This window comes from Ectorhizobium quercum (assembly GCF_026552795.1).
Classification (GTDB): domain Bacteria; phylum Pseudomonadota; class Alphaproteobacteria; order Rhizobiales; family Rhizobiaceae; genus Ectorhizobium; species Ectorhizobium quercum.
This window is the reverse complement of sequence record NZ_JANFPI010000005.1, coordinates 138,057-157,124: the sequence shown is the minus strand read 5'-3', so window position 1 is coordinate 157,124 and position 19,068 is coordinate 138,057. Positions and strand designations below refer to the sequence as shown.

General features: G+C 65.8%; 22 protein-coding genes. 10 read left to right on the top strand and 12 right to left on the bottom strand.

Annotated elements, in window-relative coordinates:
- The first annotated feature begins 27 nt into the window (after positions 1–27).
- Complete coding sequence (locus NOF55_RS15865; RefSeq protein WP_306410119.1) at positions 28–309, top strand: DUF1344 domain-containing protein; 282 nt, start codon at positions 28–30, stop codon at positions 307–309.
- Positions 310–415: 106 nt separating this feature from the next.
- On the opposite strand, the gene NOF55_RS15860 is transcribed toward NOF55_RS15865, so the two are convergent.
- From NOF55_RS15860 to NOF55_RS15845, 4 genes are all read right to left on the bottom strand, one after another.
- Positions 416–1,006, bottom strand: coding sequence for a histidine phosphatase family protein (locus NOF55_RS15860; protein WP_306410120.1), 591 nt, complete (start codon positions 1,004–1,006; stop codon positions 416–418).
- Between the two features lie 127 nt (positions 1,007–1,133).
- On the bottom strand, positions 1,134–1,952 hold the full coding sequence (gene fabI, locus NOF55_RS15855; protein ID WP_306410121.1) for an enoyl-ACP reductase FabI: 819 nt from the start codon (positions 1,950–1,952) through the stop codon (positions 1,134–1,136).
- Between the two features lie 216 nt (positions 1,953–2,168).
- Entirely contained in the window at positions 2,169–3,365 is a 1,197-nt protein-coding gene (locus tag NOF55_RS15850; RefSeq protein WP_306410122.1) for a DnaJ C-terminal domain-containing protein, read from the bottom strand.
- Positions 3,366–3,506: 141 nt separating this feature from the next.
- The gene (locus tag NOF55_RS15845) at positions 3,507–3,953 is read right to left on the bottom strand and encodes an RT0821/Lpp0805 family surface protein (RefSeq protein ID WP_370868915.1); all 447 of its coding nucleotides are present in this window, start codon (positions 3,951–3,953) and stop codon (positions 3,507–3,509) included.
- Between the two features lie 54 nt (positions 3,954–4,007).
- On the opposite strand from NOF55_RS15845, the gene pdxH reads away from it, so the two are divergent.
- Entirely contained in the window at positions 4,008–4,628 is a 621-nt protein-coding gene (gene pdxH, locus NOF55_RS15840; RefSeq protein WP_306410124.1) for a pyridoxamine 5'-phosphate oxidase, read from the top strand.
- A 27-nt stretch (positions 4,629–4,655) separates the two neighbouring features.
- Here pdxH and NOF55_RS15835 read toward each other — a convergent pair whose 3' ends face one another.
- The gene (locus NOF55_RS15835) at positions 4,656–5,408 is read right to left on the bottom strand and encodes a sulfite exporter TauE/SafE family protein (RefSeq protein ID WP_306410125.1); all 753 of its coding nucleotides are present in this window, start codon (positions 5,406–5,408) and stop codon (positions 4,656–4,658) included.
- A 187-nt stretch (positions 5,409–5,595) separates the two neighbouring features.
- On the opposite strand from NOF55_RS15835, the gene NOF55_RS15830 reads away from it, so the two are divergent.
- The gene (locus NOF55_RS15830; RefSeq protein WP_306410126.1) at positions 5,596–5,904 is read left to right on the top strand and encodes a MazG nucleotide pyrophosphohydrolase domain-containing protein; all 309 of its coding nucleotides are present in this window, start codon (positions 5,596–5,598) and stop codon (positions 5,902–5,904) included.
- A gap of 6 nt (positions 5,905–5,910) precedes the next feature.
- Here the strand turns inward: NOF55_RS15830 and NOF55_RS15825 are convergent, their stop codons facing one another.
- The 3 genes from NOF55_RS15825 to NOF55_RS15815 are packed head-to-tail and all read right to left on the bottom strand — an operon-like array spanning position 5,911 to position 8,372.
- Positions 5,911–6,324 (bottom strand): bleomycin resistance protein, encoded by a 414-nt coding sequence (locus NOF55_RS15825; RefSeq protein WP_306410127.1) that lies wholly within the window; start codon positions 6,322–6,324, stop codon positions 5,911–5,913.
- Positions 6,324–7,742 (bottom strand): metalloprotease TldD, encoded by a 1,419-nt coding sequence (tldD, locus tag NOF55_RS15820; RefSeq protein WP_306410128.1) that lies wholly within the window; start codon positions 7,740–7,742, stop codon positions 6,324–6,326. The genes NOF55_RS15825 and tldD overlap by 1 nt, the downstream gene beginning before the upstream one ends.
- Positions 7,743–7,799: 57 nt before the next feature.
- Positions 7,800–8,372: an invasion associated locus B family protein gene (locus tag NOF55_RS15815; RefSeq protein ID WP_306410129.1), complete on the bottom strand. Its 573-nt coding sequence runs from the start codon at positions 8,370–8,372 to the stop codon at positions 7,800–7,802.
- A gap of 214 nt (positions 8,373–8,586) precedes the next feature.
- Between NOF55_RS15815 and ispH the strand changes: the two genes are divergently transcribed.
- The 4 genes from ispH to NOF55_RS15795 all read left to right on the top strand — a co-directional run bounded on the left by ispH (position 8,587) and on the right by NOF55_RS15795 (position 11,496).
- Positions 8,587–9,618, top strand: coding sequence for a 4-hydroxy-3-methylbut-2-enyl diphosphate reductase (ispH, locus tag NOF55_RS15810; protein ID WP_306410198.1), 1,032 nt, complete (start codon positions 8,587–8,589; stop codon positions 9,616–9,618).
- Between the two features lie 114 nt (positions 9,619–9,732).
- A complete protein-coding gene (locus tag NOF55_RS15805) occupies positions 9,733–10,698 on the top strand; it encodes a homoserine kinase (protein WP_306410130.1) in 966 nt (321 codons plus the stop codon).
- Positions 10,698–11,138, top strand: a complete 441-nt coding sequence (rnhA, locus tag NOF55_RS15800; protein ID WP_306410131.1) for a ribonuclease HI — start codon at positions 10,698–10,700, stop codon at positions 11,136–11,138. The genes NOF55_RS15805 and rnhA overlap by 1 nt, the downstream gene beginning before the upstream one ends.
- A gap of 49 nt (positions 11,139–11,187) precedes the next feature.
- A complete protein-coding gene (locus NOF55_RS15795; RefSeq protein WP_306410132.1) occupies positions 11,188–11,496 on the top strand; it encodes a Dabb family protein in 309 nt (102 codons plus the stop codon).
- A gap of 199 nt (positions 11,497–11,695) precedes the next feature.
- On the opposite strand, the gene NOF55_RS15790 is transcribed toward NOF55_RS15795, so the two are convergent.
- Together NOF55_RS15790 and NOF55_RS15785 are read right to left on the bottom strand one after the other, a co-directional pair.
- Entirely contained in the window at positions 11,696–12,181 is a 486-nt protein-coding gene (locus NOF55_RS15790; RefSeq protein WP_306410133.1) for a peroxiredoxin, read from the bottom strand.
- A 70-nt stretch (positions 12,182–12,251) separates the two neighbouring features.
- Positions 12,252–13,043: a protein-disulfide reductase DsbD domain-containing protein gene (locus NOF55_RS15785; protein WP_306410134.1), complete on the bottom strand. Its 792-nt coding sequence runs from the start codon at positions 13,041–13,043 to the stop codon at positions 12,252–12,254.
- A 175-nt stretch (positions 13,044–13,218) separates the two neighbouring features.
- On the opposite strand from NOF55_RS15785, the gene NOF55_RS15780 reads away from it, so the two are divergent.
- From NOF55_RS15780 to NOF55_RS15770, 3 genes are all read left to right on the top strand, one after another.
- Positions 13,219–13,824, top strand: coding sequence for a YqgE/AlgH family protein (locus NOF55_RS15780; RefSeq protein WP_306410135.1), 606 nt, complete (start codon positions 13,219–13,221; stop codon positions 13,822–13,824).
- Positions 13,825–13,916: 92 nt separating this feature from the next.
- Positions 13,917–14,108: a CsbD family protein gene (locus tag NOF55_RS15775; RefSeq protein WP_306410136.1), complete on the top strand. Its 192-nt coding sequence runs from the start codon at positions 13,917–13,919 to the stop codon at positions 14,106–14,108.
- 140 nt (positions 14,109–14,248) lie between these two features.
- On the top strand, positions 14,249–15,343 hold the full coding sequence (locus tag NOF55_RS15770) for a zinc-binding metallopeptidase family protein (RefSeq protein ID WP_306410137.1): 1,095 nt from the start codon (positions 14,249–14,251) through the stop codon (positions 15,341–15,343).
- A gap of 111 nt (positions 15,344–15,454) precedes the next feature.
- On the opposite strand, the gene NOF55_RS15765 is transcribed toward NOF55_RS15770, so the two are convergent.
- Together NOF55_RS15765 and NOF55_RS15760 are read right to left on the bottom strand one after the other, a co-directional pair.
- Positions 15,455–18,367, bottom strand: a complete 2,913-nt coding sequence (locus tag NOF55_RS15765) for an EAL domain-containing protein (protein ID WP_370868926.1) — start codon at positions 18,365–18,367, stop codon at positions 15,455–15,457.
- Entirely contained in the window at positions 18,367–18,981 is a 615-nt protein-coding gene (locus tag NOF55_RS15760) for a GNAT family N-acetyltransferase (RefSeq protein ID WP_306410139.1), read from the bottom strand. Before NOF55_RS15760 ends, NOF55_RS15765 begins: the two co-directional genes overlap by 1 nt.
- Positions 18,982–19,068 lie beyond the last annotated feature (87 nt).

Below are 19,068 nucleotides of genomic sequence, written 5' to 3'. Positions count from 1 at the left end.
AGAGTATTCTTGCCGCGTCGCTCAAGAATGGATCGTAAGGGAGCCCGCTCCGTGCATATCATCCTAGCTCTGCTGATAACGGTCGGCGTCCTGCTGCCCGTGACCTCGTTCGCCCAGAGCGCCGATGTCGAGGCCAAGATCGCCCGGATCGACACCGACAAGCTGACGATCACGCTCGACGACGGCAAGAACTACGAGGTTCCGGAGGAGTTCAACTTCGGAGGGCTGGCGACCGGGCAGACGGTCGTCGTCTTCTACACCGTCGTGGACGGCCGGCGCATCGTGGACGACCTTCAGGTCAGCGAATAGGGCAGTTCCGGACGCAAAAGCGCGGCAGCGGTATTGCGTCCGGAATTGCGTGAAAACAGGGAAGTCGAGCGGTTTGGTGGTTCGGTGGAACGCCGGGCCGCTCGCGTCAGACCCAGCCGATCCGGCCCTCGCGCGGTGCGACCGACAGGATGCGGTCCTGCGGCGTTTCCGCAACGGCCGCCTGATCGGGCTCCAGACCGCCGACGAGACGGAACAGGCTGCGGATGACGCCGCCGTGGCAGACGCAGACGGTGGGGCGGTTGACGGAGGCGAGCCAGGAGCCTACCCGCCACGACAGAATTTCATAGCTTTCGGCAGCGGGGCCGGGGGGAATGAAATCCCACTTCGAGCGTTCGCGCTCGGCCACCCGCTCGGGAAAGCGCTGCGCGAGCTCCGCCAGCGTGAAGCCTTCCCAATCGCCGAACGAGACTTCCACCAGCCGTGCGTCGGTCGTGTAGTTGCGCGGGTCGAGGCCCATCGCGCTGCGCATGCGCTCCATCGTTTCGCGGGTCCGGCCGAGGGGGCTGGCGACGTAGTCGTAGGCCGCGGCGCTCGCCCCGAGAACCGCCTTCAGCGCCTCGCCGTTGCCGGTCGCCTGCGCCCGTCCGAGGCTGTTCAGCGGAATGTCGCGCTGCCCCTGCATACGCTGCTCGGCGTTCCAGTCCGTCTGGCCGTGGCGGATGACATAGATCAGCATGTCGGCTCCTGGTGGGGTGTTCAGGCGGCGATGGCCGGCGGCTTGCCGTGTCCCGCATCGTCCGGGACGAGGGGGAAAGGCGCCTCGCCGTGCGGCGGAAGCGCCCTGGGTCCCGCCCCTGACGATATCATTCCTTGACGACGGAAATATCCGGGGCGTCCACCGCCTTCATGCCGACCGTGTGATAGCCGGAATCGACGTGATGGACCTCGCCGGTCACGCCGGTCGACAGGTCCGACAGCATGTAGAGCGCCGACTTGCCGACTTCCTCGATGGTGACGGTGCGCTTCAGCGGCGCATTGTATTCGTTCCACTTGAGGATGTAGCGGAAGTCGCCGATGCCGGATGCGGCGAGCGTCTTGATCGGGCCCGCCGAGATCGCGTTGACGCGGATGCCGCGGCCGCCGAGGTCGACGGCCAAGTAGCGCACGGAGGCTTCCAGTGCCGCCTTGGCGACGCCCATGACGTTATAGTGCGGCATCACCTTTTCCGCGCCGTAATAGGTCAGCGTCACCATCGAGCCGCCGTCGTTCATGATGCGCTCGGCCCGCTTGGCGATGGCGGTGAAGGAATAGACAGAAATGTCCATCGTCCTGGTGAAGTTGTCGCGGCTGGTATCGAGATAGCGGCCGGTCAGCTCGTCCTTGTCGGAAAAGGCGATGGCGTGGACCACGAAGTCGATCTTGCCCCACTTCTTTTCCAGCGCGTCGAACACCGTGTCGATGCTTTCGAGATCGGTGACGTCGCAATCGCCGGCCATGAAGGCGTCGAGTTCGCCGGCGAGCGGCTCGACGCGCTTCTTCAGCGCCGTGCCCTGCCAGGTGAGGGCCAGTTCGGCGCCCGCGTCGCGTGCGGCCCTGGCAATGCCCCAGGCGATGGAACGATTGTTCGCAACGCCCATGATGAGGCCGCGTTTGCCTGCCAGCAGACCGGAAAGCTCAGCCATGTATTGCTCCCTGCTTCTTCTGCGCGGCGTCATGAAAAGCGCGGCGCCAGAATCGAAATTGCTATCGAAATGGTTCCGGCCCGGGTCTCTCCGTGGTGTCGGGAGGGTCCGGGCATCTTGAATGATGCCTATGGCATAGCCGGCGGGAGCGTTCAAGCGGGGCCGGATCATCTCGTGTAAGGCGCTGTAACAATGCTTGCTCGGCGCGTGGCGGCCTCAGATATACAGGCCTTCGCGCATGTGGCGCATCAGGTCCGTCACCTTGTCGTCCGGCTTTTCCCACAGGACGAGGCGCAGTTCCACCACCAGGTCGCCGCGCCGGTCTTCCGTTTCCGGCAGGCCCTGGCCCTCGATGCGGATGGAACGGTTGGAATCCGACCACGGCGGGATGCTGATGGCGACCGGCCCCTCGGGCGATTCGACGGTGCTTTCGCAACCCAGCACGGCATTTTCGAGCGTGACCGGAAGAACGGTGTGGATATCGAAACCCTCCACGTCGAAGCGCGGGTCGGGGGCGATCTTCAGCGTGACGCGCACGTCGCCGCGCTGCATGCCCTGGAAGCGGTGCCCCTGGCCCTCGATCCGCACCACATGGTCCCGGGTCATACCGGGCTCGAGCTGGACGCGCACCTCGCGCCCGTCGAACAGCGTCGCGTAGACCTTGCGGCCCGCGATCAGGTCGTCGATGGACACCGTGACGTCCGTGACGATATCGGGCGCCTTTTCCGGCACCGGCTCGATGCCGCGCAGGCGGCGGATCCAGTAGCTGATGAGATCGATCGCCTGAACCGACAGCGGCGCGGAAGATGCGCGGCCGGCCTCGGTCTCCTCGGGGGACGATGTCTGGGTGGTTTCCGTCGTCGCATCCGCGGGCCCGGCGCCGCCGTCATAGGCGCCCTGCTGCGGCGCGGCGTCCTGCTTCGGCGCCGTGTCCTGCGCCGCGCCCGCCGCGCCGGCCTTTTCGCCGGTGCCGAAGATGCGGTTCACCATCGCCTCGGCGCTGTCGTCGGAAGTCGCGCCGGACGTCTCCCGGGCGGCCTGCGCGGCGCGCTGGGCGTTCGCCCGCGCCAGTTCCTCCATCACCCGGGCGGCTTCCTCACGGGCGGCGTGGGCGCGTTCGGCCGCTTCGCGGGCGGCCTGCCGCTTCTGCATGATGGTTTCGCCGTCACCATCGGCCTTGCCGTGGCGGGCGTCGTAGCGGTTGCGTTTCTGCGGGTCGCGCAACAGTTCGTAGGCCGCGCCGATTTCCGCGAAGCGGGCAGCGGCCTGCGGGTCGTCCCGATTGTGGTCGGGATGCACGCTTTTCACCCGGGCCCGCCAGGCTGCCTTGATTTCTTCGTCCTGGGCGTCCTGCCTGACGCCGAGAACGGTATACGGATCGCGCATCGTGGCCACCGAAACTTCGACGGCCATGCCGCCGGTTCGGCACAGCCGCTACTCTACTCGAACACTCGTGCGCACGGCCCACGCAACCGGAAGACATGCCGCGGGCGCACTTACCCTGCTGCCGAGATTAAGCCAGAATTGCTAATCGATAGTTTATGGAGATGGGGGTCAGTTCTGTCGCGTAAAACGCACGAGCTTCCATTCGCCGTTGGCGTCGAGGCAGGTGTCGCCGGTAAAGGCGGCGATGCCGTCATAGGCGTGGCGCGTGGTGGAGAAGCTGCGGCACAGGGTGCCGCCGATGCGGTTCTCGTTGATGGCGGTGACGACGCCGGCGCTGCCGGTCGAGGCGTTGGCCCAGGGCAGGGGAGACTGGCCGAGCTTCGCCAGGTCGGCGGAGGTCACGGCATTGCGCACGGTGGCCTCGTCGGAAACCGCTTCCTGCGATTTCTTCTGCGGCACCGAATTCGTGGTGACGGAGGAGTCCGTGCGCGAATCGAAAAAGTCGAAGCTCATGCAGCCTGAAAGTGCCGCACACAAAAGCGACACGGCAAAAAAAGCACTGCCGATCCGAAGCGCACCCTTTCTGGTGTTCCGGCTTTTTGTTATGACGATCACCTTTCATCGTGTCGCTGGCCCTTGCCGGGCCAAGTTCGGAGCATTTTACTTAATATGACGGAGAATGGGTTAACAAGCGGTGACTTCACCGCCGAAGAGGAGCCGTTCGCCCTGTTCGAACGCTGGCTCAAGGATGCCGAAACCGCGGAAGTCAACGATCCCAACGCGGTGGCGCTCGCCACCGTCGACGAGACCGGCCTGCCGAACGTGCGCATGGTCCTGCTGAAGGGCTACGACACGGCCGGCTTCGTCTTCTATACCAATTTCGAAAGCCGCAAGGGCCGCGAAATCCTCGGCCAGAAGAAGGCCGCCATGTGCTTCCACTGGAAGTCGCTGCGCCGCCAGGTGCGCATCCGCGGGCCGGTCGAGCCGGTGACGGACGCCGAGGCCGATGCCTATTATGCGTCGCGCCCGCGCGGCAGCCGCATCGGCGCCTGGGCCTCGAAGCAGTCGCGCCCGCTCGAAAGCCGCTTCGCGCTGGAAAAGGCCGTGGCCGAATACACCGCGAAATACGCCATCGGCGAGATTCCACGGCCGCAATACTGGTCGGGTTTCCGCATCCGCCCGACCTCCATCGAGTTCTGGCACGACCGGCCTTTCCGTCTGCACGACCGCGTGCTGTTCGAACGCGGCGCGCCGGATGCGCCGTGGGGCAAGGCGCGGCTCTATCCCTGAGCTGTCAGGACATGCGGCCTGCCGGTTTCACCCGAAAACAGGCAGGCCGAGCACGGCAGCGGCGGCGATGAGGCCGAGGCAGATGCGCCGGAAGGTCGCCTCGCTCGCCAGGCCGAACAGCCGCGCGCCGGCGGCGATGCCGAGGCCGAAGCTCGGGCAGGCGATCAGCGCCACGGCGAAGGCTTCCTTCACGAAAAGCCCGTTGGCATAATAGCTCGCCGCTGAAAGCACCGAGCCGAGGCCGAAATAGAGCACGATGCTTGCCCGCATGCGGCTCGCGGGAAGCGCGCGGCCCAGCCAGTAGGCGACGACCGGCGGGCCGCTCAACTGCGCCGCGCCGCCGAAGAAGCCGGCCACCGCTCCCACCAGCACCGTCAGCGGCGTTTTCGGCCGGCCGCGATAGCGCCAGCCGGAAACGAGCAGGACAAGCATCGCGAAGACCAGGATGCAGATGCCCCAGCGCACCGAAAGCGGCGGCAGGTGCGCGAGTGCGGCGGCCCCCGCCGGAACGCCGACGAGCGCGCCGGCCAGCATGACGAAGGTCTCCCGCCGGTTGGCGTTGCGCCAGCCGTTCGGCAGCATGCCGGCGGTCATCACCGCGTCGGCCAGCAGCAGGGCGACGGTCGCGATCCGCGGCCCCACCAGCGCACTGGCCAGCGGCATGAAGATCAGCGCGCCGCCGAACCCCGAAAAACCGCGCGCCAGGCCGGCGAGGAAGGAAACGCCGACGAGAAGGGCGATGGCGCCGCTGGAAAGCCCGGAGGCTTCGAGGAAGGACATGGAACCGGTTTCCGGATGGGAGGCACGAAACGAAGACCGCGTGCCGTCGCAACGGCTACGCGCCCTCCGGTCTAGCGCTCCACGGCGTGGCTTTGCAAGGGTTCTCCCAAGACAGCCGCCCACCGCGAAAACGGTGGACAGCCGGTCCGAATCCTGATTATTTTTGCGTGAACAAATGGAGAACAAAATGTTTGCCGACCTGCAACGCCGCTTCGAGGACGCCTCGCGCCGCTATGCCGATTCGAACGGCATCCGCCGCGATGCCGACTGGTTCCTGCTCAAGCTTCACGAGGAGGTGGGGGAACTGACGCAGGCCTGGAACCGCCTGTCCGGCCGGGGCCGCGCCAAGGGCAGGAGCGAGGAGGAAAGGCGTCGCGATCTGGAGGACGAGACCGCCGACGTGCTGGGGCACATCCTGCTTTTCGCCCACAATAACGGTATCGACCTTGCCGCCGCCGTCGAGCGCAAGTGGCGGTTCAGGCCGGATGACGGTTGACGGGCTTCAGCGTTCGCCGAGGTCTTCGTACAGTCTGAGGAGGTAGCCATCGGGGTCGGCGACGGCGAACTGGCGGTTGCCGGTTTCGCGGGTATCGCGGCGATACCATTTCTCTTCGAGCGGCAGGTAGAGCGGCACGCCTGCCGCCTCGAGCCGGGGGAGGATGGTGCGGACGTCCGGAACGCGGATTTGCAGGTTGAGACCGCGCCCGAGCGGGCGTTCGAGCGGCGCGCCATCGACCGCGAAGGTGCGCCCGAGGCCGATCTGGTCGATCATCAGTTCGGCCTGATCGAGCGTCAGGAAGCTGAAGCCCTCTTCGGGACGCTCGTAGAGCACGGTGAAACCGATGAGGTTGCAATAGAAGGCGCGGCTGGCCTGCCAGTCGGTGACGGCCAGTTCGGGAACGAGCGCATTGCCCATCAGGCCCGGGTGCCGCCCACCGTGATCTGGTCCATGCGCAGGTGCGGCTGGCCGACGCCGACCGGGACCCATTGGCCGGCCTTGCCGCAATTGCCGATGCCGGTGTCGAGTTTCATGTCGTTGCCGACCATCGTGACGCGCTTCATCGCGTCCGGCCCGTTGCCGATCAGCATCGCACCCTTCACCGGCGCGCCGATCTTTCCGTCCTCGATCAGGTAGGCCTCGGTGCAGCCGAACACGAACTTGCCGGAGGTGATGTCCACCTGGCCGCCGCCGAAGGAGACGGCGTAAAGCCCCTTCTTCACCGAGGCGATGATCTCGTCCGGCGTCTTGTCGCCGCCGAGCATGTAGGTGTTGGTCATGCGCGGCATGGGCCGGTGCGAATAGCCCTGCCGGCGGCCGTTGCCGGTCGGCTTCATGCCCATCAGCCGGGCGTTCTGGCGGTCCTGCATGTAGCCGACGAGGCGGCCGTCCTCGATCAGCACGTTGTAGCCGGAGGGCGTTCCCTCGTCGTCGACGGTCAGCGAACCACGGCGCTCGCCGATCGTGCCGTCATCGACGACGGTCACGCCCGGCGCGGCCACCATCTCGCCCAGGAGGCCGGCAAAGGCCGAGGTCTTCTTGCGGTTGAAGTCGCCTTCGAGACCGTGGCCCACGGCCTCGTGCAGCATGACGCCTGGCCAGCCGGCGCCGAGCACCACGTCCATCGTGCCCGCCGGGGCCTCGACGGCCTGAAGATTGACGAGCGCCTGCCGCAGCGCGTCGTCGGCGCCCTTCTGCCAGTGTTCTTCGGTGAGGAAGGCGTCGAAGCCCATGCGTCCGCCGAAGCCGAAGCTGCCCGATTCCTGCCGGTCGCCTTCGCCGGCGACGACGGAGATGTTGAGGCGCGTCATCGGACGGATGTCGCGGACGCGGTGGCCGTCGGCGCGCAGGATCTCGACCACCTGCCAGCTTGCGGCAATGGAGGCCGTGACCTGCCGCACGCGGCTGTCCTTGTCGCGCAGATAGCGGTCGACGGTCTGGAGAAGCCTGGCCTTTTCCTCGAAGCTCGGGCTGCCGATCGGGTTTTCCTCGCCGTAGAGCTTGCGGTTGGTGCCCTGCGGCGGTTCGCTGTAGGTGCCGCCATGCCCGTGCGCGACAGCGCCCGCGGCATCGGCGGCGCGCCTGAGTGCTGCGGCCGACATCTCGCCGGCATGGGCATAGCCCACGGTCTCGCCCGCCACCGCCCGCAGGCCGAAGCCCTGGTCCGTGTTGAACGAGCCGCCCTTCAGCCGTCCGTCGTCGATGGTCAGCGATTCCGCCTGCGCGTGCTCGATATAAAGCTCGCCGTCGTCGGCCCCGTGCAGGGCGGAGGAGACGATGGACTGGATTTCGCTTTCGGAGCAGTCGAAAAGCGAGAGAAGGTCTGTGCTGGTCATGGCGGCTTCCGGGTCTGGCGGGGTCTGCCGCCTATATGGTGTCTGGTGCGGCGGCCCTCAAGGCAGGGAATCGTAACCTTCGGAAAAGCCGGCGAGATCGACCGGTATGCCGATGCGCTCGTCGTTGTCCGGCGATTCCTTCAGCGCGAAGATGGCGACGTCGCCCGCCCGCAGCGATTTCAGAAGGTCGTCCGGCACCTCGAATTCCAGCGTGCAGCCTTCCTGGAAGCAGCGCGTGAAATAGGCGCGGCCGGCCTTCTTGTCGTCGATGTAGAGATCGACGCCGTCGTGCAGCCAGACGCCGAGCGGGGCGAGAATGCGCATCAGGCGCACCTTGCGGTCGGCGGTCTTGAGAACGGCAACGGAAAGGCCCACTTCAGGCCGTTCCTGGTCGATGACGTTCTGCATGAGCAGGCATTGCTCGGCCTGCGCGCCGGGCGGCGTCTCGCACACCTGCGACCAGGCGCCGAAGGTCTTGCCGCCGGGCGGCTGCGCGCCGCTGGTGGACTGGCCGGGAACCGGCTGTCCGTTGCCCGGCGTCGCCTGTTGCGCGCCGGCCGGCACGGCGGCGAGCGCGGTGGCCGCGGCGAGAGCCAGAAGGCCGGCGCGCGCGAAGGAAGAAAGGCCCATGAGTACCTCTGGAATGCGAATCATTGCTGACATTCTTGGCGACCGTCGCCCGATAAGAAAAGGGCTTCCCCTTCATTTCCAACGGAACGGGGCGGAAATAGGACCATTTGGCCCCTTCCTCAAGCCATTGTGAGCGAAAGCGGCGGGTGACGAAATGGCATTGCCGTTTTTCGGCCCGATCTGTAGAGGAAAGAAAATGAAAAGCGGACCGAGCATGACCCCTGATGTGATCAAGCCCTCCCTGACGATACGCCTGTGCGGCCCGCGCGGCTTCTGCGCCGGCGTGGACCGTGCCATCCAGATCGTCGTTCTGGCGCTCAAGGCCTATGGCGCGCCCGTCTACGTGCGCCACGAAATCGTCCATAACCGCTATGTGGTCGAGGGACTGGAAGCCAAGGGCGCCGTCTTCGTCGAGGAACTGGACGAGATCCCGGCCGAACACCGCGCCCAGCCGGTGGTCTTCTCGGCCCACGGCGTGCCGAAATCCGTTCCGGCGGATGCCACCGCCCGCAATCTCTTCTATCTCGACGCGACCTGCCCGCTGGTGTCGAAGGTTCACAAGCAGGCCATGCGCCACCAGCGCCTCGGGCGCCATGTCATTCTGATCGGCCATGCCGGGCATCCTGAAGTGATCGGCACGATGGGCCAGCTTCCCGAAGGCTCCGTCTCGCTGGTCGAGACGGTCGAGGACGCCAGCGTCTGGGAGCCGCCGGTCGATCCGGACAATCTCGGCTTCGTGACGCAGACGACGCTGTCCGTCGACGATACGGCCGGCGTCATCGCAAGGCTTCAGGAGCGGTTCCCGGCCCTTCAGGCACCGGCGGCCGATTCCATCTGCTATGCCACCACCAACCGTCAGGAAGCGGTGAAGCAGGCCGCGCCCGGCTGCGATCTCTTCATCGTCGTCGGCGCGCCCAATTCGTCGAATTCGAAGCGGCTGGTGGAAGTGGCGCTGAAGGCCGGCGCAAAGCGCTCGCTTCTCGTGCAGCGCGCCTCGGAACTCGACTGGGACGAGATAGGCACGATCGGAACGCTCGGCCTGTCGGCCGGCGCATCCGCGCCGGAGGTCATCGTCGACGAGATCATCGCCGCCTTCAAGGAACGATTCGACGCGACCGTCGACCTGGCGATCACGACGGAGGAAAACGAGCATTTCCTCGTCAACCGCGAATTGCGCAGCCTTGAACTCACCGTCGCCGACATGGCCTTCGTCAACGGCGACCAGGCCCCGCCGCCGCGGGTTTGACCGGGCCGGACGTGGCCCCGGAAGCCACGGCCATTCGCTCCGCCCGCTCTTGACCTCGCCCGCCGCCGATGCCATCCCGTTCGGCGAACGAAGCAAAGCGGCGAGTCTTCAGGCGTGGCAGTCTATACCGATATCAACGAGGTCGATCTCAGGAATTTCCTCACCGCATACGATGCGGGGGATCTGCTGTCCTACAAGGGCATCGCGGAAGGGGTCGAGAACTCCAACTTCCTGCTGCACACGACGAAGGCCCCGCTGATCCTGACGCTCTACGAAAAGCGGGTGGACAGGGGCGACCTGCCGTTCTTCCTCGGCCTGATGGAGCATCTGGCAAGCCGCGGGCTGACCTGCCCCCTGCCGCTGCCGCGCAGGGACGGCGCGCTTCTCGGTGAGCTTTCGGGCCGTCCGGCGGCGCTGATCTCCTTTCTCGAGGGCATGTGGCTGCGGAAGCCGGAGGCCCGGCATTGCCGGGAAGTGGGCGCGGCGCTGGCTGCCATGCACCTTGCCGGCGCCGATTTCGCGCTGAAGCGGCCGAATGCCCTGTCGCTGGAAGGCTGGAAGGGCTTGTGGGAGAAATCCGCCGCCCGCGCCGACGAGGTGGAAAAGGGGCTGGAGGACGAAATCGGCGCGGAAATGGCCTTCTTCTCGCAAAACTGGCCGAACGACCTGCCGCAGGGCGTGATCCACGCCGATCTCTTTCCGGACAACGTCTTCTTCCTCGGCGACCGGCTCTCCGGCCTGATCGACTTCTATTTCGCCTGCAACGACATGCTGGCCTATGACGTGTCGATATGCCTGAACGCCTGGTGCTTCGAGAAGAACGGCGACTATAACGTCACCAAGGGCAGGGCGCTTCTGGAAGGCTACCGCTCGGTCCGCGCCCTGAGCGACGCGGAAATCGCCGCCCTGCCGACGCTGGCGCGGGGATCGGCGCTGCGCTTCTTCCTTACCCGCCTCTACGACTGGCTGACGACGCCGGCGGGTGCGCTCGTGGTGAAGAAGGACCCGCTCGAATATCTGGGCAAGCTGCGTTTCCACCGCGGCGTCGTCTCGCCCGGCGAATACGGGATCGACGTGTGATGAAGCATGTCGATATCTTCACCGACGGCGCCTGTTCCGGCAATCCCGGCCCCGGCGGCTGGGGCGCGGTCCTGCGCTATGGCGAGGTCGAGAAGGAATTGTGCGGCGGCGAGGCCGAGACGACCAACAACCGCATGGAGCTGATGGCGGCGATCTCGGCCCTGAACGCCCTGAAGTCGCCTTGCGAGGTCGATCTCTATACCGACAGCGCCTATGTGAAGGACGGCATTTCCAAGTGGATTTTCGGCTGGAAGAAGAACGGCTGGAAGACCGCCGACAGGAAGCCGGTCAAGAATGCCGAACTCTGGCAGGCGCTGGAGGAGGCCCGCGGCCGCCACAAGGTGACGCTGCACTGGGTCAAGGGACATGCCGGCCACCCCGAGAACGAGCGCGCGGACGAGCTTGCCCGGCGCGGCATGGAGCCCTACAGAAGAAAGTAGCGGTTCCGGGGGCTCTGCCCGGAACCGGTTCAAACAGGAGAAGCCGACGATGATCCTGCACTGCGTGTTTCTACGTCTCAAGGCTGCGACGACGGCGGAGGAGAAAGAGGCGCTCTATCGCGATGTCGCGAGCCTCAAGAGCGTGATCCCGGGTGTCGCCAGCATCAAGGCCGGCCCGAACGTCTCGCCGGAGCATCTCGACGGCGGTTTCCTCGACGGTTTCGTCGTGACCTTCGACACCACGGACGCCCGCGACCGCTATCTCGCCCATCCCGCGCACCGCGCCGTCAGCGAGCGGATCGTCCAGTCGCTGGATGGCGGGCTGGCCGGCATCATCGTCTACGATATCGAGATGTGAGACGGAGCGGGGTCCGTGCCTTCGTATTCACCACCTCTCCTTCGTCACCCTCGGCCTTGAGCCGAGGGTCCACGCCGCAAGCGGCGCGGTGGATGGTCGGGTCAGGCCCGACCATGACGAAAGAGAGCGATGAGCCGATTATCGGCTGCTTGAGGCGCGGGCCTTGCATCCCGCGCCTTCGCGTTTCCGCCGGAACGGCTCAGAGCTGCTCGAGGATGGACGAGGCGCTGGAGACCGTGGCCTGACCGGGGTTTTCCTCGACGGCGATGTGCTTCACCACGCCGTCGTCGACGATCATCGCGTAGCGCTTGGAGCGCACGCCGAGGCCGCCGCCGGAAAGGTCGATATCGAGGCCGAGCGCCTTGGTGAAGGAGGCGTCCCAGTCGGCCAGGAAGCGGATCTTGCCGAAGCCGCCGGAGGCCTGCGCCCAGGCACTCATGACGTGCCAGTCGTTGACGGCGACTACGGCGACGTCGTCGATGCCCTTCTCGACGAGCAGGTTGTAGTTTTCGACATAGCCGGGCAGGTGGTTCAGGGTGCAGGTCGGCGTGAAGGCGCCCGGCACCGCGAACAGCACCACCTTCTTGCCCTTGAAGAGCTGTTCGGTGGTGATCTCGGCCGGGCCGTCCGCCGTCTTTTCCTTGAAGGTCGCGGCCGGGATCGTGTCGCCGATGGCAATGGTCATGATAGTCGTCTCCTCGATTGGAGCGCGGCCGGGAAGCCGCGCTTTGCTCTCAAGGGACTATAGGTTGACGTCAGTCAAAAACAAGCGGCGTTTCCATCGCGCGCTGGCCGGAGACGGCAAGAAGCGTCCACGTCTTGCCCGAAAGCGTGTAGCCGCGCGGAAGTTCCTCGACGCGGAAGATCGCGTAGGTGTCGGACTTGCCCCCCTGTTCGAGCGAGGGGTCGAGATAGACGTAGCCTTCCGGGCCGGTCAGGTAGAAGGCGGGCCAGTCCCCGGCCTCGGGCAGGCGGACGGGAACGGTCACGGTCCGGCCGTCCGCGCCGATGCGCGGCTTGCTAGCGAAGAAGTCGGCCGAAGGCGCTTCGGGCAGGCGGGCCTCGGCCTTTTGCACCACGGCCTCCGCCTCGCTGCCCGCCCCTTGCAGCGGCACCTCGAACTCGGCCTGGAAGGGAATGCAGATTTCCTTGCAGATGCCGATGAAGGCGCTGGCCTTGAGCGTTCCGGTCTTCGCGTTTCCCTTGAGGGTGAAGGGCAGGGCGACGGGCCCGTCGTAACCGATGTCGCGCACGCCGTTCTGCCGGAAGGTCTTGGGCGGCGGAAAGCGCAGGGCGTCGAGCGAGAGCCCGCTTTCCGGCGCGATCGTGATCTGCGGCGGCGTCCCCGCATCGCCCGGCTCGCGCCAGTAGGTGATCCAGCCCGCCGTCGGCTCGATTTCGAGCGCGCCGCGGATGTGGCCGTCGGCGTCCGGCGGCAGGACGACGATGCGCATGCGCGCACCGGGATTTTCCGCCCAGCCGGAGATGCCCGCATCCGCAAGGGCGGGAAACAGGAGGAAGGAAACGAGGAGAGTGAGCGCGCGCATCGTTGTTTTCATGCCGCGGCTTTAGCGCATCGCCGCGCCGCTCTCCAGTCTCCGCGGCATGCCGGCCGATCATTTTCCGTTGATTCGGGTTGATTGACGCTGCCGGATGCCGCATCCTGCATGAACGGGTCACGAAGCCGCCTGAGGCCAGGCCGCGGCCCGAACGGAGGCATGGATGACCCTGTCGACGCTTGTGGACAAGAGAGAGCGCGGTTTTCTCGACGGCCATTTCCTGATCGCCATGCCCAGCATGGAGGATCACAATTTCTCGCGTGCCGTCGTCTATATCTGCGCCCATACGCAGGAAGGCGCTATGGGCTTCATCATCAACCGCTCCCAGGCATTGAGCTTTACGGATGTCCTGCTGCATCTCGACATGGTGGGGGACGACGAGGCGATCCGCCTGCCGGAAAGCGCCCGGCGGTTCCCGATCCAGAGCGGCGGTCCGGTGGAGACCGGGCGCGGTTTCGTCCTGCACAGCGACGACTATTCCAGCGAGTCGTCCATTCCCGTCAGCGACGAGATTTCGCTGACCGCCACGCTCGACATCGTCCGCGCCATTTCGGGCGGCAGGGGGCCGCGCAAGGCCGCCATGCTGCTCGGCTATTCCGGCTGGGGTCCGGGGCAGCTGGAACGCGAGATCTCGTCCAACGGCTGGCTGACCTGCCCGGCCGATGAGCGGTTGATCTTCGACACGCCGCTGGAGGCGAAGTACGATCAGGCGCTGGCGCTTCTGGGTATCAACCCCGCGATGCTGTCGCGCGAGGCCGGCCACGCCTGATCCCGCGAGGGCCCGGAACCAAATCGAATCTGCCGCGTTCTCCTTTCGACCATCGCATAACGCGATGGAACGAACAGAGGAGAAACACAGCGATGGGTAGCACCTCCGACAAGATCAAGGGTACCGCCAACGAAGTGGCGGGCAAGACCAAGAAGGCCGTCGGCAAGGCGACCGACAATCCCAAGCTCCAGGCCAAGGGCGCTGTGCAGGAAGGCAAGGGCAAGGCCCAGGTCGCCACCGGCAAGGCGAAGGACACGTTGAAGAACGCGGTCGACCGTCTGTAACAGTTCCCCCGCTTCGGCGGGTTCCGCCGCCGGCTCTCGCACCCCAAGGCCGCTCCCCTACGGCCTTGCGGGTGTGCGAAAGCCGGCGGCGTTACCGTATTCCGGTTTCATTTCCGTCTTCTTCGATACTGGAGATCGCCATGAGATTGTTCGCCTGCGATGCCTGCGGTCATACAATTCATTTCGACAATCGGTCCTGCGTCAATTGCGGCCACAATCTCGGCTTTGTTCCCGAGCGTCTGGCAATGCACGCGCTCGAACAGGGCGATGACGGGGCCTTGCGACCGGTGAACGAGCCGCAGGCCGCGCCGCTTCTGATGTGCGCCAACGCCGCCGCCGATATCTGCAACTGGACGGTGCCTGTCGGTGGAACGGACGGCTTCTGCCTCGCCTGCCGGCATAACCGTCTCGTTCCCAACACGGATACGCCGCAGGGGCTGGACCGCTGGCGGCGCATCGGCCAGGCGCAGCGGCACCTGTTCTATTCGATCCTAAAGCTGAACCTGCCGCATCCGACGCGCATGGAGGACCCGCAGGGCGGGCTGGTCTTCGACCTGCTGGAGGACCAGATCGACGACAACGGCAACACCGTCGCGGCGATGACGCTGCATGACGAAGGGCGGATCGCCATCCGTGCGGCCGAGGCCGACGACGCGGTGCGTGTGGCCGCCAAGGAGAACATGGACGAGCCCTATCGCACCATGCTCGGCCATTTCCGCCACGAGGTCGGCCATTTCATCTGGAACAAACTGGTGCGCGACGTCGGACGGCTGGAGGAATGCCGAGCCGTCTTCGGCGACGAGCGGCAGGACTACGCCGCCGCGCTCCAGTATCATTACGAAAACGGCCCGCCGCTCGGCTGGCAGCAGACCTATATCTCCTCCTACGCGACGACCCATCCCTGGGAGGATTTCGCGGAATGCTTCGCGCATTATCTCCACATCGCCGATACGCTGGAAACCGCCCATGCCTTCGGGATCGCCATCGATCCGCGCGGCCATGAGGAAATGGCCGTCGAGGTCGCCTTCGATCCTTACCGGGCGACCAGCGCCGCGCAGCTCGTCGCCGCCTGGGTGCCGCTCTCCGTCGCCATCAATTCGATTCAGCGCAGTCTGGGCGAGGGCGACATCTACCCCTTCGTGCTGACGCCGGCGGTCACGGCGAAGCTCGAATATATCCACCAGCTCGTGCAGGGGCAGGCGAATGCCGCGACCCTGCCGGTCCAGGCGGCATGACGCATCGGATTTGAATATGGCGGGCGGCGTACAGCAGCCCGCCGGGAGCCGGAAGAAGCCGGGCGAAGCTCGGCCCCGTCTAGGACAACAGAGCCCGACCGGCGCCGGCGCTCAGGCGCGCTTCTGTTGCAGGAAGCGTTCCTTCAGAAGCCTGAGGATCGAATCCGGGCTCATCGGCGCGCCGAACAGGAAGCTCTGTCCGTAGTCGCAGCCCATGCGGGCGAGATCGGCCACGTCCTCGGGCGCCTCGATGCCTTCCGCCACGACCTGCATCTTCATTTCCCGCGCCATCGAAATCACCGAACGCAGCATGATGCCGCGCTTTTCGCCCATGTCGTCGTTGAGCAGCGCCTTGTCCAGCTTGATCGTGTCGAAGGGGAAGCGGGTGAGATAGGCGAGCGACGAATAGCCGGTGCCGAAATCGTCGAGCGCTAGGGAAAGTCCCATTTCCTTGAGCTTGTCGAGCACGAGGCGGGCCTGTTCGGGGTTTTCCATCACCACGCTTTCGGTCAGCTCCAGCTTCAGCCGCTCGGGCTTGCACTGGGTCTTCGACAGCGCCGAGCGCACGTCGGTGCACAGTTCGCTGTTGAGCAACTGGGCGCTGGAAACGTTAACCGACAGGAAGATCGGCAGTTCGCCGGTCTGGTTCTCCCACGACATCAGGTCGGTGCAGGCCCGTTCCAGGGCGAAGGCGCCGAGCGCGCCGATCATGCCGGACAGTTCGGCGATCGGAACGAATTCGATCGGCGGGATCTGGCCGCGCTTGGGGTGTTCCCAGCGCATCAGCGCCTCGAAACCGGCGATCTCGCCGTCCGAAAGGCGGATGATCGGCTGGTAGACCATCGACAGTTCGCGCCGGTCGAGCGCGCGCCGCAGGTCGGTCTCGAGCTGGAGACGGTCGGCGCCGGTGTTGCGGAAGGCCGGGCGGAACGGCTCCACCCGGTTTCCGCCGGCCCGCTTGGCACGGTACATGGCCAGTTCCGCATCGGCCAGAAGGTCGCTGGCATGCGCCTGCTGGTCGACGAAGGAGGCTAGCCCGATGGAGGCCGTCAGGATGATCTCGCGGCCGGCGAAGTTGATCGGCACCATGATCGCCTTGGAGATCGCGTCGGCGAAATCCGCGACCTTCACGGGGTCGTTTTCCGATACGAGGATCAGGCCGAACTGGTCGCCGGAAAGCCGGGCCAGCGTGTCCTGCGGGCGCAGCAGGCGGCGCAGGCGGCGCGTCAGCGCGATCAGGATATTGTCGCCCGCCGCGATGCCGAGCGCGTCGTTGACGTGCTTGTAGCGGTCGATGTCGATGGACATGACGGTCGGCTTGACGCCGCTCGACGGAGCGATGGCGATGACCGATTGCAGGCGGTCGAGGAAGAGCTGGCGGTTCGGCAGGCCGGTCAGGTTGTCGTGCAGCGCATCGGCCAGCAGCCGGTCGATGGAGTTCTTCTGCTCGGTCACGTCGATGATGGTGCCGACGCAGCGGATGACCTCGCCGGTTGCGCCGACCACCGGCCGGGCGCGGATCTTCAGCCAGTGGAAATGGCCGTCCTCGGCGCGGATGCGGAATTCGTGGTTGAGCCGGCCCTTGCGGTGTTCCAGCAGCACGTCCAGCGTGGCGCGGAAGCGGTCGCGGTCGTCGGGGTGAAGGCGCGGCACCCAGTTGCGCACGGGGCCGTGCATGGTGCCGGGCTCCAGGCCGAGGCGGCCGGAAATGTCCGGCGTCGTCACCACCCGGTCACGCGCCACGTCCCAGTCGAACACGGTGTCGCCGGAGCCGGTCAGCGCCAGCGCCTGCCGCTCGAGATCGGAGAACAGCCCCTGCGAATAGGCGCCGCCGGCAAACGCGTGCTGCATCACGGTGAAGCCGATGAGCAGCACGATCAGCACGAGGCCGCCGCCGAGCGCCGGCTGGATGATGTCGTTGTCGAGCCGGCCCGTCACCGTCAGCCAGGCGCCGAACAGCCACACGAGGATGAGCGCCCAGGCCGGCACCAGCAGGATGGCGCGGTCGTAGCGGTTGAAACCGAGATAGACGATCAGCACGATGCCGGCGGTGGCCGTCAGCGCGAAGGACAGGCGCGCGATGCCGGCGGCGATGGACGGGTCGTAGATTGCCACGCCGAACAGCAGCGCCAGCCCGATGATCCACGCGAAGGTGACGTAGGAAAGATGCGTGTGCCAGCGGTTCAGGTTCAGATAGGTGAAGAGCAGGATCACCAGGCTGGAGGCCAGCGCCACCTCGGCCGAGGCCCGCCATATCTTCTGGTCGCCGGAGGTGATGCTGATGAGCTTTTCGAGAAAGCCGAAGTCGATGCAGACATAGGCCAGCACTGCCCATGCCAGCGCCGCGGCGGCCGGCAGCATGGAGGTGCCCTTCACGACGAAGAGGATCGTCAGGAACATGGCCAGAAGGCCGGAAATGCCCAGCACGATGCCGCGATAGAGCGTGAGCGAGTTAACCGTGTCCTTGTAGGCGTCAGGCTCCCACAGGTAGAGCTGCGGCAGGTCGGGCGAGGACAGTTCGGCGACGAAGGTGATGACGGAGCCGGGGTTCAGCGTGATGCGGAACACATCGGAATCGGGGCTGGGCAGCCGGTCGAGCGCGAAGCCCTCGGACGGGGTGATGGCGCTGACGCGCTGCGAGCCGAGGTCCGGCCAGAACAGTTTCGAGCCGACGAGACGGAAATGCGGCGCGACGATCACCCGTTCGAGCTGCTCGTCGGAAACGTTGGCGAGCGCGAAGACGGCCCAGTCGCCGTGATGGTCCTCTGTCGCCGAGCGCACCTCGATGCGGCGACGGATGCCGTCGGCGCCGGCGGCGGTGGAGACCTGGAACGCCTCGCCCTGGTTGGCATAGACCTCGGTGGTCGCCGTCAGGTTCAGCGCGGTGTCCTCGCGCGAAATCTTCACCGGCTCCACGGCGAATGCCGGGCGCGCGGCGGCAAGCGCCATGACGAGGGCTGCGGCCAGCAGGAAGAGGGCCGCAAGGCCCCTGCCGTTCAGGGCGGCCTGAAACCGACGCGCCATCATGAGGAGGCGCTTCGCCCGTCTTGGCGGTCGTTTTCCGCAATCAGGGAAAACATCAGGTGGTCGCGCCACTCGCCGTTTATTTTCAGATATTTGCGCAAAAGACCTTCCCGTTCGAAACCAGACTTCTCCAAAAGTCTTATGCTTCTTTCGTTATCCGGAATACAGGCTGCTTCGATCCTGTGCAACCGGAGACCCTCGAAGATGTAAGGTATTACGAGCCGAACTGCGGCGAACATATGACCTTTGCCCGCATGAACCGCACCCATCCAGTATCCGATCATGCAATTCTGCGCCGCGCCCTTGCGGATATGGCCGATGGTGATGCCGCCGAGCAGCGTCATGTCGCGGCTGTCGAAGATGAAGAGCGGTACGGAAAGCCCGGAGGCGTATTCCTGCCGGTTGCGGCTGACGCGCACGCGGAAACTGGCCTCGGTCAGTTCGTCGCTGCGCCATGTCGGCTCCCAGGGCTGGAGGAAGGCACGGCTGGCGTGGCGTAGACGGTGCCATTGCCTGAAGTCGCCGTAATCGGGCAACCGCAGGACAAGGGTGCCGTCTGCGAGTTCAGGATAGTCCGGCTGCCGCGACAGAAAGCGGAAGACCGATCTCGCCATTCATCCAACCTCCCGCTGCCGCACCGCTCGCGGTTCTGGATGCGCGGCAGGCACTGCATAGATTTGACTCGCGGCTTCTTCGAGCGC

Coding starts and splice junctions, on each gene's coding strand:
- NOF55_RS15760 (WP_306410139.1), bottom strand. CDS start 18,981: ATGGCGAGATCGGTCTTCCGCTTTCTGTCGCGGCAGCCGGACTATCCT.
- NOF55_RS15825 (WP_306410127.1), bottom strand. CDS start 6,324: ATGGGCAATGCGCTCGTTCCCGAACTGGCCGTCACCGACTGGCAGGCC.
- NOF55_RS15780 (WP_306410135.1), top strand. CDS start 13,219: ATGACCCTGTCGACGCTTGTGGACAAGAGAGAGCGCGGTTTTCTCGAC.
- NOF55_RS15860 (WP_306410120.1), bottom strand. CDS start 1,006: ATGCTGATCTATGTCATCCGCCACGGCCAGACGGACTGGAACGCCGAG.
- NOF55_RS15850 (WP_306410122.1), bottom strand. CDS start 3,365: ATGGCCGTCGAAGTTTCGGTGGCCACGATGCGCGATCCGTATACCGTT.
- NOF55_RS15775 (WP_306410136.1), top strand. CDS start 13,917: ATGGGTAGCACCTCCGACAAGATCAAGGGTACCGCCAACGAAGTGGCG.
- NOF55_RS15865 (WP_306410119.1), top strand. CDS start 28: ATGGATCGTAAGGGAGCCCGCTCCGTGCATATCATCCTAGCTCTGCTG.
- NOF55_RS15835 (WP_306410125.1), bottom strand. CDS start 5,408: ATGTCCTTCCTCGAAGCCTCCGGGCTTTCCAGCGGCGCCATCGCCCTT.
- NOF55_RS15815 (WP_306410129.1), bottom strand. CDS start 8,372: ATGGGCCTTTCTTCCTTCGCGCGCGCCGGCCTTCTGGCTCTCGCCGCG.
- pdxH (WP_306410124.1), top strand. CDS start 4,008: ATGACGGAGAATGGGTTAACAAGCGGTGACTTCACCGCCGAAGAGGAG.
- NOF55_RS15790 (WP_306410133.1), bottom strand. CDS start 12,181: ATGACCATTGCCATCGGCGACACGATCCCGGCCGCGACCTTCAAGGAA.
- NOF55_RS15830 (WP_306410126.1), top strand. CDS start 5,596: ATGTTTGCCGACCTGCAACGCCGCTTCGAGGACGCCTCGCGCCGCTAT.
- NOF55_RS15770 (WP_306410137.1), top strand. CDS start 14,249: ATGAGATTGTTCGCCTGCGATGCCTGCGGTCATACAATTCATTTCGAC.
- tldD (WP_306410128.1), bottom strand. CDS start 7,742: ATGACCAGCACAGACCTTCTCTCGCTTTTCGACTGCTCCGAAAGCGAA.
- NOF55_RS15765 (WP_370868926.1), bottom strand. CDS start 18,367: ATGGCGCGTCGGTTTCAGGCCGCCCTGAACGGCAGGGGCCTTGCGGCC.
- ispH (WP_306410198.1), top strand. CDS start 8,587: ATGACCCCTGATGTGATCAAGCCCTCCCTGACGATACGCCTGTGCGGC.
- NOF55_RS15795 (WP_306410132.1), top strand. CDS start 11,188: ATGATCCTGCACTGCGTGTTTCTACGTCTCAAGGCTGCGACGACGGCG.
- fabI (WP_306410121.1), bottom strand. CDS start 1,952: ATGGCTGAGCTTTCCGGTCTGCTGGCAGGCAAACGCGGCCTCATCATG.
- NOF55_RS15785 (WP_306410134.1), bottom strand. CDS start 13,043: ATGCGCGCGCTCACTCTCCTCGTTTCCTTCCTCCTGTTTCCCGCCCTT.
- rnhA (WP_306410131.1), top strand. CDS start 10,698: ATGAAGCATGTCGATATCTTCACCGACGGCGCCTGTTCCGGCAATCCC.